This window comes from Corynebacterium minutissimum, from assembly GCF_016889765.1.
In the GTDB taxonomy this organism is placed as follows: domain Bacteria; phylum Actinomycetota; class Actinomycetes; order Mycobacteriales; family Mycobacteriaceae; genus Corynebacterium; species Corynebacterium minutissimum_B.
In genome coordinates this window covers 260,937-276,097 of the sequence record NZ_CP069533.1, presented here as the reverse complement: position 1 = coordinate 276,097, position 15,161 = coordinate 260,937, and the positions used below count along the sequence as shown (strand labels likewise).

The window sequence follows — 15,161 nt, the reverse complement described above, 5'->3', positions numbered from 1 at the left end:
GAGTCTTTCACCGCGGGCCGGGACCTGGTTCGGGAGATGCCGCGTGTTTGTCGGAAGGGAGAAAATCCGGTGTCGCACATCGACTGGGATAGTGTCTCTTTTCGATACTCGAAATATGGGCCATATATTCTGCGGGATGCCGCGCTGTCGTTGTCACGGCCTGGCATCTACGAAGTCCGGGGTCCATCGGGAAGCGGTAAATCCACGGTTCTGGATCTGTTAGCCGGTCTGCGCTCACCCAGTGAAGGCAGGGTAACCATCGACGGTAAACGGTTCGGAAAGGGCGCGGCCAAGAAGCTAACCTCATGGCGGGCCGCGCACGTCGGGTACGCACCACAGGCACCGACCCTCCTGCCTAGCCTCAGCTGCCGGGAGAACCTCGAGCTGGCAGTTCACGTCGCCGGACGGGGCCTCGACGCCCAGGGCAGGGAAGAGCTGCTTGGCACGTTGGGCATGCAGCCTTTCACAGAAGCCCTGCCGGCGGAGCTATCCGGGGGTCAACGCCAGCGCGTTGCGGTGGCCCAGGCACTAGCTTCCCAACCGGACTTGGTGCTCATGGATGAGCCCGTCAGCGCGCTTGATGGAGCGAATGTCACCGTGGTCGAGGACTTGTTGCGCCAGTCGGCGAAGCAGGGAGCGATAGTGGTCTATTGCTCCCACCGCGAGCTTTTCGACGGGCAGGCAGAAACGCTGCTGCAGATGGGGGCATAGCTCATGAAGACCATGACTCCCACCGCCGCCTACCGGAGAGAGCTGTCGGTGACGGCGCGCCCCTTCATCGGGGGAATCGTACTGGCTGCGGTAGTAATAGGCACGCTCGTCGGCACCATCCTTTACGTCGCATTCTCGACTGGCGGAAGCAGCGACTTCAAGGCCGGCGTGACGAATATGAGCCTGATTGCGATCATCCCGGCATTCGCCGGGGTCCGGTTGGCGCATCAGAATTTTATCGCTGACCACCGAAATACCGTGCAAGCGCTGCGGATTCTCGGCATAGGCAGGGCGTTTTTCACCAGGCACCTGCTCCTGCAAGGGGCGTGCCTGGCGCTTCTGGCAAGCGTTTCGGCGGTCGTGTTGGGACGGTTGTTGGCGACGCCGCTTTTCAAGGTGATTCTGCTAGGGCTCAACAAGCAGCTGCCAGATCACTGGGGCTCGCCCATTGACGTTGCCTGGTCGTCACTGCTGGTCTTAGTCCCCCTGTACCTCCTCGGCGTCGGGATTCTCAACGTCGACAAGGTGCTGGCCAAAACCGGGGATCGGGGAGCGGCGACAGTAGGTAAGTCCAAATCCTTGGTGGGGCTGGTTGGCCTAGTGCTCGCAGTGGTCAATATTGCCGCGGGTATCTGGTGTATGGTGACGACTCCGCCAGGGCCTGTCGTGTTGATCTTCGTCTTCACCTTGCCGTTCCTCGCTGTCACACTTGCCGGCCCCTTCGCCCGGGCGCAAGTTCGCTGGGCAGCCGCGGCGATCAAAAAGGTGAGCGGATGGTCGGCACCCGCGCTAGGAATCCGCTCCTCCGAAACCGTCGGGACGACCTCGAGGGTGGGGCTTGCTACCGCGCTCGTAGCCATTCCGCTGGCAGGCTTCACAGGTGCACAGACCTCGTTATGGGCGGCAAATTACGTAGGCTCCCAAAATTTCCAAACGGTCCCAGTCGTCGTTGACCAAGATTTTCGCCTGCTGGAAGCGCAGGAAGCAGACGGTGTATGCGAGGAGATCGGCGACGACTGCCGCGGGGTGGTCTACTGGCAGCCCTCGGACTTCGAATCCGCGGGGGAGACCTCCGTACCGATGGAGAAGGCGTCTGACTATTCTCTGGCCGGATCGAATGACCACGTGATAGGGCAGCTACTCTCGCCCGCGGCGCCGGTGAAAGCTCACAGCCCCTTCTACCCAGACTTCATGGTGCCGTTCTCCGGTATCTCTAGCGAGTCTCCGGTCAAACCGGAATGGGGGCTTCCCGTGGTCGCAGAATCGGCTAGCGCACCGGATCATCTCCGGGTGGAGTCCGCGCAGGATTGGGTACGGCACGTGGATATGGATAGCCAGATCATGTACGGGCCCCACGGCGACGGAACCGCCGGCTTCGTCCCCACCGCGGCCTACACTCTGCTGGCGATCTGCCTGGTCCTCGCGGTCTCTGTGATGGGCAAGCGGGCCAATTTGCATGCGTTCTTCTCGCCACTGCGTCTTCTGGGCCGTACCCAAGGCGCGATCCAGCGAGCAGAGTTCTGGGCAATCCTCTTTCCGTACTGTGTTGCCATGCTGACAGCGCTCCTAGTGGGCATCTGGTACACGGTCGCCGTCCATGTCGCAGTCTCGGCGTACCCCGGGGCGCTGCTGCCTTACCTTCCCCCAGGGCTATGGGTGCTCTTTGTCCTCGTCTTCTTAGGCACGAGTGCGACTGCCTTCTTGCCAACTCCAGACAAGGACGAGCGTGGCGCAGATGCGCCCTAGACACTGGCGTGCCGGCGCCTAAAGATGCAAAAATCCCGCCGCGTGGACGGGATTTCCTTGCTAATTACTGCAGATTACGGGCCGCAGCTTTAGGACCTTTTAATCGGCGGGCGCTGGTTAAGAAGCGTCGAGGTCCTGCTCAATGAGGCCAGCAATCTTCTCAACAGCCTCTTCGTTGTCGGAGGTCACGGTGACTTCGTCACCCTGCTCTGCACCGAGAGCCATGATCATCAGGGAGGATGCAGCATCGGTTTCATCCTCGTCCTCGTCACCAACGAGGGTCAGGAAAATGTCCTCATCATACTCAGCAGCAGCATCAGCAATGATGGAAGCCGGACGTGCGTGCAGTCCGACAGAGGAACCAACCTTGACGGTCTTAGAAGCCATGATGATAGTCCTTTCGACTTAAAGATTTTTCGTGGTTACAAGTGTACGCGCCTTCTAGGAAAGACGTCGCAGTTTATGCGGCAGCCTTGGCGGTTTCCGCCTTCGCAGCAGCCTCTTCGGCGGTCTTGTTTGGCCAGAATTGCTTCATAGCGATGACAGCGATGGCCGCCACCGCCACGCCCGCGAGGATGGCCACGAAGTAAGCCCATGCAGGCTCGATTGCGAAGATGACGAAGATGCCGCCGTGCGGAGCGCGGGACATGACACCCAGCGCCATCGACAGTGCGCCGGTGACTGCACCGCCGAGCATCATGGACGGGATGACGCGAAGCGGGTCGGCGGCAGCGAACGGGATAGCACCCTCGGAGACGAAGGAGAGGCCCAGCAGCCATGCGGATTTGCCGTTCTCCTGCTCCGCCGGGGTGAAGAGGTTCTTGCGCACGAAGGTAGCGATAGACAGTGCGATGGGGGCGACCATACCGGAGGCCATGACAGCGGCCATGATCTTCATGGAAGCTTCGTCACCGGTGGACAGACCTGCGGTGGCGAAGAGGTAGGCGGCCTTGTTGACCGGACCGCCCAGGTCAGAGCACATCATGAGACCGAGGATGATGCCCAGCAGCACAGCGGAGGAGCCGGACATGGAGGCCAGCCAGTTCTGCAAACCGTTCATGATGGCGGCCAACGGAGCACCGAGCAGCAGGTACATGAGCAAACCAGTAATCATAGTGGCAAGCAGCGGAATGATGACGACCGGCATGAGGGAGCCGACCCAGCGCGGGACCTTCCACTTGCCAATCCACATGGCAACGAAACCAGCGATAAGACCGGTGACCAGACCGCCGATGAAGCCGGCGCCCAAGGTAACGGCGATGGCGCCGCCGGCGAAGCCCGGCGCAATGCCTGGGCGTCCCGCCAGTGCGAAGGCAATATAGCCGGAGAGAGCCGCGACAATGAATCCCATCGCCGCTTGGCCGATGGCGAAGAGCACGGCGCCAAGGTAGAGACCAAGACCTGAGTGCTTGAACGTCATCGTTGCGCCGTCGACCACTACGTCATGGCCAGGCAGGTTCGTCAGCGAGTAGTCGGTGGTGATGGCCTGCCATCCGTTGGCTACGTCGTAGCCGCCAAGCAAGAATCCCAGCGCCAGTAGAAGGCCGCCTGCGGCGACGAAAGGCACCATGTAGGACACGCCGGTCATGATGGCTTGCTGGATGCGCTTGCCCCAGCCGAGACCTTCACCTTCCTCTTGCGCGTTCGAGGAAGCGGCACCAGCAGTGCCTGACACCTTGTGAGCGTTCGGGTTCTTCGAGGCAGCAATAGCCTCGTCGATCATTACGCCCGGCTCGTTAATGGCGCGTTTGACTCCGGATTCGATGACCGGCTTACCTGCGAAGCGCTCACGGTCGCGCACTCCGACGTCGGTGGCGAAAATGACGGCGTCAGCATTCTCGATGACGTTAGCGGACACAGCGGTGTTGTTGGAGGAGCCCTGAGTCTCAACGGTGAGCTCGACATCGTCGCGCTCCTCGGCGGTTTGGGTAAGGGCATCAGCAGCCATGTAGGTGTGCGCGATGCCGGTGGGGCAGGCAGTCACAGCGACGATGCGCGTCTTTGTCGACTCCTTGGCATCGCTTGCGGGAGCAGACGTGGAATCTGAAGCCGTGACGGCGGCGGCTCCTGCGGCCGCGGATTCGGCTGGTGCAGCCTTCTTTTTGGGCTTTTCAGCGTTGACGACGTCGAGAACAAGCTTGACAATCTCGTCCTTGGTCTCTGCATTGCGCAAGGCCTCGAGGAAGTCTTTCTTCACCAGCGCGCGGGCCAGCTTCGAAAGGATCTTCAGGTGTGCCTTGCCACCGCCTTCCGGCGCGGCGATGAGGAAGACCAGCTGTGCGTTGCCGTCGGGGCCGGAGAAGTCGACACCGCGAGACAAGCGGGCAAAAGCCAGAGTTGGTTCGGTGACTGCTGCAGAACGGCAGTGGGGAATGGCGACGCCCCCGGGAACGCCTGTGCCAGCCTTGGCTTCGCGAGCAATGGCAGGTGCGGCGAGCTCATCGACGCTGCTAGCGCGGCCGGTATCGTGAACCAGTGTGGCGAGGTTAGTAATGACGGATTCGATGCTGTCACCGAAGTCGGCATCGAGCGCCACGAGGTCGGTGGTAATAAGATCGGATGCCATGTTTATGCACTCCTAACAGGTGCTATAGGGCGGGCACTGCAGAAACTGCAGTTTGATCGATATCGAGTTGTTCTGGGGAAGGCAGTTGAGTCCCAGGCAGGGAAGCGGCCGCGGAACCATAAGCGACAGCCTGTCGCAGCGCCTCCGCGTAGGAGGAACCGTTGCGGCGCGCAAGGATGTAACCAGACAGGGATGAGTCACCGGCACCCACCGTGGACTTCACGCTGATTGGCGGGGGAGTAGCGACCCACGCCTCATCTGCGGTGACGAACACAGCGCCAGCCCCGCCAAGGGTGACGAGCACCTCCTGGATACCGCGTTCGACGATGACTCGTGCGGCTTCCACCACGCCACTAAAGTCACCCTTTTCGGCGCTGGCCTCCAGTGCTTCACCATCGACTCCTGCCAGTTGGCCCAGCTCGAGACCATTGGGTTTGATGAGGTCAGGGGCAGCAGTGTCGAGGTTCTCACCCAAGGCCGCCATGGGGGCGTCGGAGGTATCCACAGCGACGCGGAGCTTAGGGTTGGCGGTGCGAGCAACGCTCATCAGTTCGGTGTACCACTCGGTGGGAACTCCCCGCGGAAGAGAGCCTGACATGACGAGCCACTCGGCTTGTGGGGCATGTTCCTTCAGTGCAGCAGCGATAGCGCTGCGGTCCTCTGCCGTTAGTGTGGGGCCAGGGCCGTTGAGCTTAGTTGTGCGACCGTCAGGTTCCGTGAGGGTGGTATTGGTGCGAACGGCGCCGTCGATAGGCACTGCGTGCACAGGGATGGAGTCTGCGGCTGCTAGAGCGAGGAAGTGATCGGACGCCGCCGCTGGTAAGAGGGCAAGGCTGTCGACGCCTGCCATCGTTACCGCGTGGGTTACGTTGACTCCCTTGCCACCTGCGACATGGGAGACAGATTCGGCGCGGTGAACGGCACCCAGACGTATGGATTCGTTCAGAGAAATCGTGGCGTCGATACTGGGGTTGGGGGTCAAGGTAAGGATCATTCTGGACAATCGTCCCCTTTCGCAGTGTGCGTATATTGGGTGCCAACACGCTTCGCGGCGTCTGATGTCACGACGCGGGTCGCCCCAGTCAGCGAAAAATAGATGTTGCTTCTATTCCGATTCTTGTCCGGTTGTGCCCGAATGTCAATAGAATCACTGTGGTTTTCGTTGCATTTTCATCCGACTTGTGATGATCTGGGGTAGAGAAAAAATCGTCTCCGTTAAGGAACTGTGTCATGGAAACCGCATCCCCATCCACCATTAAAGGAACCGGAGTTGTTGCCGGTGTTGCATACGCCGAGGCAGTGTGGGTTCGTCCCCGTCCAGAACTACCCCAGGCCGGTGAAACCATCGCGGAGGACAAGTGCGATGCTGAGTACGACCGTTTTCTGGAAGCCGTCGATGTTGTGGCCAGCCGCCTAGAGCAGCGAGCTGCCGGTGCCGAAGGCCAAGCTGCCGAGGTGCTCGGCGCTACGGCCGGCATGGTGAAGGACCGTGGCTGGCACAAGGCAGTGCGTAAAGGAATCCGTGGTGGCAAGAACGCCGAGTATGCCACCGTGGGAGCCACGGACAAGTTTGTCACGATGTTTGAAGCCGCTGGCGGTGTTATGGCCGAGCGCACGACGGACTTGAAAGACGTGCGCGACCGTGTGATCGCGCAGCTGCGTGGTGAACAGGAACCAGGTCTGCCCATGGTTGAAGGCGAGGCTGTTCTGCTTGCAGACGACTTGGCGCCCGCCGATACCGCTACCCTCGATACCTCCCACATCAAGGCTCTCGTCACTGAGCTCGGCGGTCCGACCAGCCACACGGCAATCATCGCCCGTCAGCTCGATATTCCTTGCATCGTGGCAGTCGGGGCAGATTTGCGCACAATCGAAGCTGGTACCCAGGTCTTTGTTGACGGCTCGGTGGGCACGGTCGCACTTGGTGCTGACCGTGAGAGCTCTCTTCAAGCAGTGGCGGAGTACCGCGAGAAGGCTGCGCGTGTTGCTGAGTGGCGTGGCCCAGCGCAGACCAAGGATGGTCACCGCGTGCAGTTGCTCGCCAACGTTGCCGATGGCAATGCCGCACGTATCGCCTCGGACTCTCAGGCAGAAGGCATTGGCCTGTATCGTACAGAGCTCTCCTTCCTCTCTGCGAGCGAGGAGCCGACTGTTGACGAACAGGCTCGAATCTACGGAAAGGTGTTCAATGCCTTCCCCGATTCCAAGGTGGTTGTTCGCACCCTCGACGCGGGTTCGGATAAGCCAATTTCCTACGCCACCCTAGATTCCGAAGAGAATCCGGCACTGGGCGTGCGCGGACTGCGCGTGGCTCGCGATAATGAGGCACTGCTTACCCGTCAGCTTGACGCTATTGCTCAAGCTGCAGCCAACCGTGGTGAGGAGGCAACCACGTGGGTTATGGCTCCGATGGTCGCCACCGCTGTGGAGGCGAAGTGGTTTGCAGATCTGTGTCGTGAGCGCGGACTCACTGCTGGAGCCATGATTGAGGTTCCTGCAGCGGCCCTCATGGCCGACACCATCATGCCGCACTTGGACTTCGTGTCAATCGGTACCAATGACCTTACGCAGTACACGATGGCAGCAGACCGACTGTCACCGCAGCTGGCCTACTTGACCGACCCATGGCAGCCTGCTGTTCTGCGCCTTATTCAGCACACATGTGTGGTGGGCCGTGACAACAATGTCCCGGTTGGCGTGTGCGGTGAGGCAGCAGCTGATCCGATGCTGGCCTGTGTTCTTACTGGTTTGGGGGTGACCTCGCTGTCGGCTGCGTCGACTGCCGTTGCTGGCGTTGGCGCACAGCTGGCTGAGCTCACCTTCGAGCAGTGCGAGAAGATGGCGGAAGCCGCCGTTAACGCGGAGGGGCCGTCCGAGGCCCGTACGAACGTTATTGCTTTGCTAGAGGAATTCTAGATACCCGCACTCTGTCTCTAGTGCGTCTCTAGCGCGACGCGAAAACCGCCCTCAGCCCTTGACTTTGAATGTCGAGGATTGGGGGCGGATTGTGTCATCGCTGGACCGGAGGCCTAGGCCTCGTCGGTGGATAAAAATCCTATGACCTAATGAAGCTTCTTATTTGTCCTTGGCAATGATGACGTCGATACCGTGCTCCTTGAGGGCCTCGATGAAGGACTCAGGTGCAGCTGCATCAGTAATGACAACGTCGATGTCATCGAGTGAGGCAAAGCTGACCAGGTAGTCATTGCCCAGCTTGGAAGAGTCGCAGAGAACAACAACACGATGAGCGTTAGTTACGAATGCTGACTTGATCGCAGCTTCTTGAGAATCGGCAGTAGAGAGCCCGTGATCGATGGTCAGTGCGTTGGTGCCAATAAAAGCAACGTCGGCACGCATAAGCGCCATGGTCCGAAGGGCGGTATCGCCAACAACGGCTTGGGTAATGGCACGAACGGTACCGCCGAGCAGCTGGACGTCAGACACCCCATTGCTGGCTAGAGAAAGCGCAATGGGAAGACTGTTAGAAACAATGCTGAACTGTCCGGCGGAGAAACGTTGCCCAATCAAGTCGGCGAGGGCATTAGTCGTTGTGCCTGCATCGAGGAAGATACTTCCGCCATCTGGTAGTTGATCAAGAGCGGCCCGTGCGATAGCCATTTTGGCGCCAGTTGCAGATCGTTGACGCGTGTCCAAAGTGAACTCCGCGGTCTGGAAAGATTGGGAAGCCACAGCGCCACCATGGACGCGGTGGACAACACCTTCTCTGTCGAGGACAGCAAGGTCCCGGCGGATGGTTTCGGCTGTGACATCGAAACGTTCCGAGAGTTCGGTGACGTTGACTCGTCCCTCCACGGCGGTCAACGAGGCAATCTGACGACGGCGCTCTTCGGCGTACATAGTTCCTCCCTTTGAGGGGCTCCATCGGGTCTGGTCGCAGCGTCAAGTCGGAATGGAGTAATTCGCGAGTCGGCTTAGCGGATGGAGCAACACGTGTTGCTGTGATGTTCCCATTCTCCCATTGCGTGCGGACAAAACGGAACTAAACAAATAGAACTACACATTAAAAAGGCTTAATCTCACGTCAAACCTAGCTCTGTCCAGCAAATTTGGGAATCTGTGATCTTGGCCGCTAAGCGGGCATAAATCGGGCATCTACACACACAAGGGGGTAAGAGCATAAATAGTCCCCGCTCAATATGTCCACATTGAGTGTGGAGCGAAGGGGAAATCGAGCGGGGGAAATGGAGGGAGGAAAGGAGGTTGTGGGTATGCGACAGCTAGAGCTTGCGGAACACCGAGACGACCTTGCCCATAATTTCCGCTTCGTCACCTTTGATGGGCGAATAGGCGTCGTTATGCGGAAGGAGCCACACGCCTGAAGAGTCACGGTGGAACTCTTTAACGGTGGCTTCCTCGCCGTCGAGGAGGGCTGCTACGAATTCTCCTTCTTCCGCTACGGATTGGGAGCGGATGATGACCCAATCGCCATTAAGGATGCCGGCATCCTGCATGGAGTCACCCACAACCTGCAACATGTAAAGCTCCCCATTGCCCACGATGTCATCGGGCATCGGGAAATAGGTGTCAATGTTTTCTTCCGCAGTGATGGGGGAACCAGCGGCGATGCGTCCAACGACTGGGATGTATGTCGGCGCCGAGGCTTCTTCAGGAACATCTCCAGTTGCAGGTTCGACGACGCTCATGGTGGCGGCGGACTTGCGGCCAGGTTTCTTGGACTCGTCAGCGCTAGGGAAGTGGCGAACATCAACGGCGCGCGGCTTGTTGGGATCGCGGCGCAGGAAGCCTTTCTCCTCCAGCTGCTTGAGTTGGTAGGCCACGGAAGAGGTGGATTGAAGTCCGGTGGCATCCCCAATCTCGCGAATGCTTGGTGGGTAGCCTCGAAGCATTACGGCATCGTGGATAACTTCGAGAATGCGACGCTGGCGAGCGGACAGAGATTCGAGAGTGGGTTGATCGCTCTTCTTCGGTTTGCGGGCCATGTTTTCTCCTAGTGACTCGGGGTAGGGCGGTGGGCGCGTTTATTGGGTGGGGTAAACGGGGTAGGGCATATCGAATGCTTGTCTCCTTTTTAGCATGGAAAGAAAAAATGTTCGACAGTTGCCACGCAAATGTGGACAAACTTTCGAGAGGCTGTTATAAATCGAACATACAGACCAAATCGAACGATTGGGCGATGGAGATGTTCGAAAGTGTCGGACTGGTTTCCTACACTCTAGTCATCATCGCTACCGAGTTATTGCAATCTGAAAGGGAAGAATATGGCTATCGTACTTAACACCCCGAACAAGCGCGGAATCTCTCGTGACGAGGTAGGAATCTCTCGACCTGCAGTTGTTCCGCCAGCGATGGTGTGGGAACCTGCGGCACCTCAATCCGCACCACGTCAATCATTGCGTCACTCTCCTGGTGTTCGAACTTTATCTCCGATAGATAGAACACAGGAGCGTAGCCAAGAAAAGCTTCGCGCTCGTGCTTCTACCCTGAATTCGGACTCGAATCGACGCTGGGGTAGCTCGAACGTAGGTAACTATGTCCTTGGCGCTGTCTTTGGTGTAGCAGTATTCGTCGGCACTGTGTGGGGAGGGCTGAGCATCGACAGTGAGGCGTCGTTTGTGCCGGCATCGTCGCCTTCTGCAGTGGCATCTTCTCACTAGGGGCCAACAACGGGACTGGTAGGTACCCAGTCGGTTAAGCAGTGAGTAGACTACGGGGCGATATGCCGCGCCTTGTTTTATGAAAATCAACGGCCCATTTTCTGGGTTAGTTCACTCGGAGCGGCACATGTGTACGACCCCGAGGAAGGATGCCGCGCCGTGTATTGCCCGTTCTGTCACAATGAACAGTCGCGCGTTATTGACTCTCGCGTAGTAGATAGCGGTACCTCGATCCGCCGTCGGCGAGAGTGCACTGCGTGTAAAGGCCGTTTTACGACGGTTGAAAAAGCCGTTCTGTTGGTGGTCAAACGCAGTGGCCTCGCGGAACCCTTCAGTCGCGACAAACTTATTCGCGGTGTGCAGCGAGCCTGCCAGGGCCGCGACGTCAGCGACGATTCGCTGAAGAAGCTGGCGCAGGAAGTTGAGGAAACTATCCGCAGCCACGGTTCTTCCCAAGTCAATGCCAATGACATTGGTTTGGCAATCCTAGAACCCCTGCGTGACCTTGATGAGGTTGCCTACCTTCGCTTCGCTTCGGTCTACAAGTCCTTTGAAAGCGCGGACGACTTTGAGTCGGAGATTCGTCTTATGCGCCGTCGGGATAGGGACTCTTTTTAACGCAACTTATCGGCTGCTTTCTGTACTCGGCGCAGCGATACTGCGTGAGCAGTGCCTAGGCGCTGAGCAAAAAGCGATACGCGCAGCTCCTCTATCATCCAGTAGATGTCCTTGACCTCACGCGTCTTTTCTCGCCCGGCAGGGAGATTACGGAGACGATTGGCTAGGTAAGCCTTGGCCTCATCAACGTCGGCCTGGCGGTCAGCGTCACGGTCCGGATCGAGGTTCATGTCCTCGAGACGGATCCGTGCGGCCTGAATATAGCGGGGGAGGTGACGCAAATGCTGAATACCGTGGATCGTCAGAGCATTCGGCGGCAGCAGGAACTCGAGCTGCGCGCGTATATCGTCTATAGCCGGGCCTTCCCAGTGCTTTAGTTCTGCTGAGAGGTTGGAATACTCTGCCAAGCCCGGAGCAATCGCAACTACAGACTGTCGTACACGGCCTGGTACCTCTGGTTTAACTGCGTTGAGAAGTGCGGTGAACTCCGCTGGACTGCGAACAGGTCCGCCCTTCTCCATCATGATGTCGCGTACAGCAGCGACACGGGCGTCATTAACCAGACCATCAGCGCCGCCATGCGGGTATGCATCAACAGCAACTCGCTGTTGCAGCGGTAGACCCTTGACCATCTGCTGTGTGCTCACGGAAATCTCACGGAGAAGAAGAGTGAGTGTAGTGGTGATCATGGAGGCGTCGGCAGCCGCCTTAGTGGGATGCACTTTAAGGGCTACGCCTTCCTTGGTTGCCACCAGTGCAGGGTAAGCGGTGACCTCATGGCCATCCACCACGGTGGTAATTTCCTCATCGATGCTGCCCAAAGTGTCGTCGGACCACTCCTTGACGGCCTTGGATTCAGATTTGCGGCCCACCCGGGATACCGAGGAGGAAATATGACCTGCCTGTCGCTGGACTAACGCCTTGAGATCACGATCGGAGTCAATGACCTTGCCGCGTTTGTCCACCGCAGCGAAATTCATACGCAAGTGCGGGTCCAGCTGTTCAGGACGGAAATCACTGGCATTGATGCCTTGCCCGCCCATCTCTTGTAGAACCGCTGCGAGCTGCTCGGTAATGCGCCCTTCGTAGGGCAAAAGCTTGGGCAGTGCCCTTTCAGCAAATTCCGGTGCCGGGACGACGGTACGGCGCAACGCCTTGGGCAAGGAACGAATGAGTTCAGTGACAAGTTCGAGGCGCAGGCCAGGAACGAGCCAGTCGAATCCCTCGGTGTCGAGGCCCGCAAGCAGCGGCACAGGGACCATGAGGGTGACACCGTCGAGGGGATCACCAGGCTCGAATTTGTAGGAGAGGTCGTAATCAATACTGCCTTTGAGCCAGCGATCCGGGAAGGCCTCCTCAGTGACGTCATGGTCATCGTCGAGAAGCTGTGAAGGGTCAAAGTCAAGGAGATGCTTGTTCTTCTGCTTCCTCCACCAGGAGTCAAAGTGCTTCGCCGTGTTGATATTCTCCGGGATACGCTGGTCATAGAAATCGAACAACGTGTCCTCATCCACGACGAGTCCGCGTCGGCGGGCCTTCTCCTCAAACTCAGACGCCTCAGCGAGCTTGCGCTTATTGTCATGGAAGAAGTGGTGGTGGGTGGTCCAGTCGCCGTCGACAAGCGCGTGACGAATGAACATATCGCGAGCCGCAGCCTGATCCACATAGTGGTAGGGCACCGTGCGGTCAGCCACGACGGTGACGCCGTACAGCGTCGAACGCTGCGTCGCTACTGCGGAACCGCGTTTGCGTGACCACGTAGGATCAGAATAGTTGTGTTTAAGCAGGTCTTTTGCCAGCTTTTCTACCCAAGCTGGGTCGATTGCGGCGACATCGCGTGCCCACAGCCGAGAGGTCTCCACTAGTTCAGCGGCCATAAGAAACTCTGGAGGTTTCTTCGCCAGCGCGGAGCCAGGGAAGACGAGGAAGCGGGTATTCCGCGCGCCAATAAATTCCTTGGAATTGCCGTCGCGGGCGCCAATGTTGGAGAGCAATCCAGAAAGCAGAGACATATGGATGTCATCTGGGCGCCGTTCCGTAGCTTCCTGAGCCTTCCAACCCAGTTGCTTGGCCACGTCACGCAGTTGGCGCACGAGATCGAACCACTCGCGGATGCGCATATAGTGCAGGAAATCCGCTTTCATGCGCTTGCGGAAGGCATTTCCGCTCATTTCTTCGCGGGTTTCCTGGACAAAGTCCCAGAGGTTAAGCATGGACAGGAAGTCTGAGGTCTTGTCCTTGAACCTGGCATGGGACTGATCCGCTTGAGTTTGCTTGTCTAGGGGGCGCTCGCGCACGTCTTGGATAGTCATGGCGGCGACAATGATCATGACGTCGGTAAGGCAGCCTGATGTATTGGCCTCGACGAGCATGCGGGCCATCCGCGGATCGACTGGAATGCGCGCCAAGTCTCGTCCCACGTGAGTCAAGACGGGAAGGCCATCTTTTTCTTTATGTTGGAGTGCGCCCAGTTCATGGAGGAGAAGCAGACCATCGCGTACGGCTTTGGGCTCGGGAGGCTGAACGAAAGGAAACTCTGAGATATCGCCAAGCCGCAGAGAAATCATCTGCAGAATGACGCTAGCCAGATTGGTGCGCAGAATCTCCGGGTCAGTGAACTCCGGGCGAGAGAGGAAGTCCTGCTCGCTGTAGAGGCGAATGGCAATGCCGTCAGCCACACGTCCACAACGGCCAGAGCGTTGGTTGGCACTAGCCTGGGAAATAGGCTCAATAGGCAGACGCTGGACCTTGGTACGGGTGGAGTAACGCGAGATACGCGCCGTGCCCGTGTCCACGACATAGCGGATTCCGGGAACGGTCAGCGAGGTTTCGGCAATATTGGTGGAGAGCACGATCCTTCGCCCGCGGTGTGGACTAAAAACGCGGTGCTGTTCTTGGTTGGATAGGCGTCCAAAAAGGGGAGTGACTTCCACACCACGCCAGTGGCGGCCTTCAATGGCCTCCATTGCATCGCGGATATCGCGTTCACCGGGGAAGAAACAAAGGATGTCGCCTTCGCCTTCGGCCATGAGCTCTTCGATGGCCTCACACAGGGCGTCCAAGGGATCGATATCAATGGTTTTGCCACCAGATTCAATCTCCAACGGACGGTAACGGATCTCTACCGGGTAGGTGCGTCCGGAGACCTCGATGATAGGGGCAGGTTCACCATCGGCGTCAGCGAAGTGCGTGGCGAAGCGCTCTGGGTCAATAGTGGCAGAAGTGATGATGACCTTGAGATCTGGCCGTTTAGGAAGAAGCCGCTTGAGGTAGCCCAACAGGAAGTCAATGTTGAGGGAGCGCTCGTGGGCCTCGTCGATAATAATGGTGTCGTAGGCATTGAGGAAACGGTCGCGCTGCATTTCTGCAAGCAAAATACCGTCGGTCATGAGTTTGACAGCGGTCGTGGAAGACACCTTGTCATCGAAGCGAATGGCGTAACCAACAGATTCCCCGATGGATTGACCGAGCTCGTCGGCGATGCGCTCAGCGACTGTGCGGGCAGCAAGACGGCGGGGCTGGGTATGGCCAATGAGACCACGGCGCCCGCGGCCGAGCTCCAGACAGATTTTTGGAATCTGGGTTGTCTTACCGGAACCAGTCTCGCCGGCAATGATGACCACCTGGTTGTTCGCGATGGCCTCGGCGAGATCTTCTCGGCGTGCGGTAACGGGAAGCTGCTCTGGGTACGTAATGTCCGGTACTCCAGCGTCGATGGCGGCCACGCGCTTTTGTGCTGCGGCAATATCTGCGCCTATTGCTTCTAGGGCCTGTGGGGCGCGGGCTTTACGGAGGCGGCGGCGGAATGCGCGTTCATCACTCAACGAAACGTTAGTGAGAGCGCTATAGAGTTCATCGCGAGTTGCAGTCATAATCGCCCTAAA

General features: G+C 58.5%; 10 protein-coding genes. 4 read left to right on the top strand and 6 right to left on the bottom strand.

The window, feature by feature from the left end:
- The first annotated feature begins 69 nt into the window (after positions 1 to 69).
- Positions 70 to 711 (top strand): ATP-binding cassette domain-containing protein, encoded by a 642-nt coding sequence (locus I6J26_RS01260; RefSeq protein WP_181815376.1) that lies wholly within the window; start codon positions 70 to 72, stop codon positions 709 to 711.
- Between the two features lie 3 nt (positions 712 to 714).
- Positions 715 to 2,457, top strand: a complete 1,743-nt coding sequence (locus I6J26_RS01255) for an FtsX-like permease family protein (RefSeq protein ID WP_115022518.1) — start codon at positions 715 to 717, stop codon at positions 2,455 to 2,457.
- 117 nt (positions 2,458 to 2,574) lie between these two features.
- On the opposite strand, the gene I6J26_RS01250 is transcribed toward I6J26_RS01255, so the two are convergent.
- The 3 genes from I6J26_RS01250 to pfkB form a co-directional block, all read right to left on the bottom strand.
- Positions 2,575 to 2,844, bottom strand: coding sequence for an HPr family phosphocarrier protein (locus tag I6J26_RS01250; protein WP_115022516.1), 270 nt, complete (start codon positions 2,842 to 2,844; stop codon positions 2,575 to 2,577).
- 73 nt (positions 2,845 to 2,917) lie between these two features.
- The gene (locus tag I6J26_RS01245) at positions 2,918 to 5,023 is read right to left on the bottom strand and encodes a PTS fructose transporter subunit IIABC (protein WP_115022513.1); all 2,106 of its coding nucleotides are present in this window, start codon (positions 5,021 to 5,023) and stop codon (positions 2,918 to 2,920) included.
- 22 nt (positions 5,024 to 5,045) lie between these two features.
- Positions 5,046 to 6,017: a 1-phosphofructokinase gene (gene pfkB, locus I6J26_RS01240; protein WP_115022510.1), complete on the bottom strand. Its 972-nt coding sequence runs from the start codon at positions 6,015 to 6,017 to the stop codon at positions 5,046 to 5,048.
- Positions 6,018 to 6,253: 236 nt separating this feature from the next.
- On the opposite strand from pfkB, the gene ptsP reads away from it, so the two are divergent.
- Positions 6,254 to 7,939, top strand: a complete 1,686-nt coding sequence (ptsP, locus tag I6J26_RS01235) for a phosphoenolpyruvate--protein phosphotransferase (protein ID WP_115022508.1) — start codon at positions 6,254 to 6,256, stop codon at positions 7,937 to 7,939.
- Between the two features lie 159 nt (positions 7,940 to 8,098).
- Here ptsP and I6J26_RS01230 read toward each other — a convergent pair whose 3' ends face one another.
- Together I6J26_RS01230 and lexA are read right to left on the bottom strand one after the other, a co-directional pair.
- Complete coding sequence (locus I6J26_RS01230) at positions 8,099 to 8,881, bottom strand: DeoR/GlpR family DNA-binding transcription regulator (protein WP_039675784.1); 783 nt, start codon at positions 8,879 to 8,881, stop codon at positions 8,099 to 8,101.
- A gap of 380 nt (positions 8,882 to 9,261) precedes the next feature.
- The gene (gene lexA / locus I6J26_RS01225; RefSeq protein ID WP_039675782.1) at positions 9,262 to 9,984 is read right to left on the bottom strand and encodes a transcriptional repressor LexA; all 723 of its coding nucleotides are present in this window, start codon (positions 9,982 to 9,984) and stop codon (positions 9,262 to 9,264) included.
- Between the two features lie 834 nt (positions 9,985 to 10,818).
- Here lexA and nrdR point away from each other — a divergent pair.
- Positions 10,819 to 11,277 (top strand): transcriptional regulator NrdR, encoded by a 459-nt coding sequence (gene nrdR / locus I6J26_RS01220; RefSeq protein WP_039675778.1) that lies wholly within the window; start codon positions 10,819 to 10,821, stop codon positions 11,275 to 11,277.
- Here nrdR and hrpA read toward each other — a convergent pair.
- Positions 11,274 to 15,149 (bottom strand): ATP-dependent RNA helicase HrpA, encoded by a 3,876-nt coding sequence (gene hrpA, locus I6J26_RS01215; protein ID WP_115022504.1) that lies wholly within the window; start codon positions 15,147 to 15,149, stop codon positions 11,274 to 11,276. The genes nrdR and hrpA overlap by 4 nt on opposite strands.
- Between the last annotated feature and the right edge of the window lie 12 nt (positions 15,150 to 15,161).

Bases quoted from the DNA above. Each gene is read 5' to 3' on its own strand.
- I6J26_RS01255 (WP_115022518.1), top strand. From the start codon at position 715: ATGAAGACCATGACTCCCACCGCCGCCTACCGGAGAGAGCTGTCGGTG.
- I6J26_RS01245 (WP_115022513.1), bottom strand. From the start codon at position 5,023: ATGGCATCCGATCTTATTACCACCGACCTCGTGGCGCTCGATGCCGAC.
- ptsP (WP_115022508.1), top strand. From the start codon at position 6,254: ATGGAAACCGCATCCCCATCCACCATTAAAGGAACCGGAGTTGTTGCC.
- pfkB (WP_115022510.1), bottom strand. From the start codon at position 6,017: ATGATCCTTACCTTGACCCCCAACCCCAGTATCGACGCCACGATTTCT.
- I6J26_RS01250 (WP_115022516.1), bottom strand. From the start codon at position 2,844: ATGGCTTCTAAGACCGTCAAGGTTGGTTCCTCTGTCGGACTGCACGCA.
- I6J26_RS01230 (WP_039675784.1), bottom strand. From the start codon at position 8,881: ATGTACGCCGAAGAGCGCCGTCGTCAGATTGCCTCGTTGACCGCCGTG.
- lexA (WP_039675782.1), bottom strand. From the start codon at position 9,984: ATGGCCCGCAAACCGAAGAAGAGCGATCAACCCACTCTCGAATCTCTG.
- hrpA (WP_115022504.1), bottom strand. From the start codon at position 15,149: ATGACTGCAACTCGCGATGAACTCTATAGCGCTCTCACTAACGTTTCG.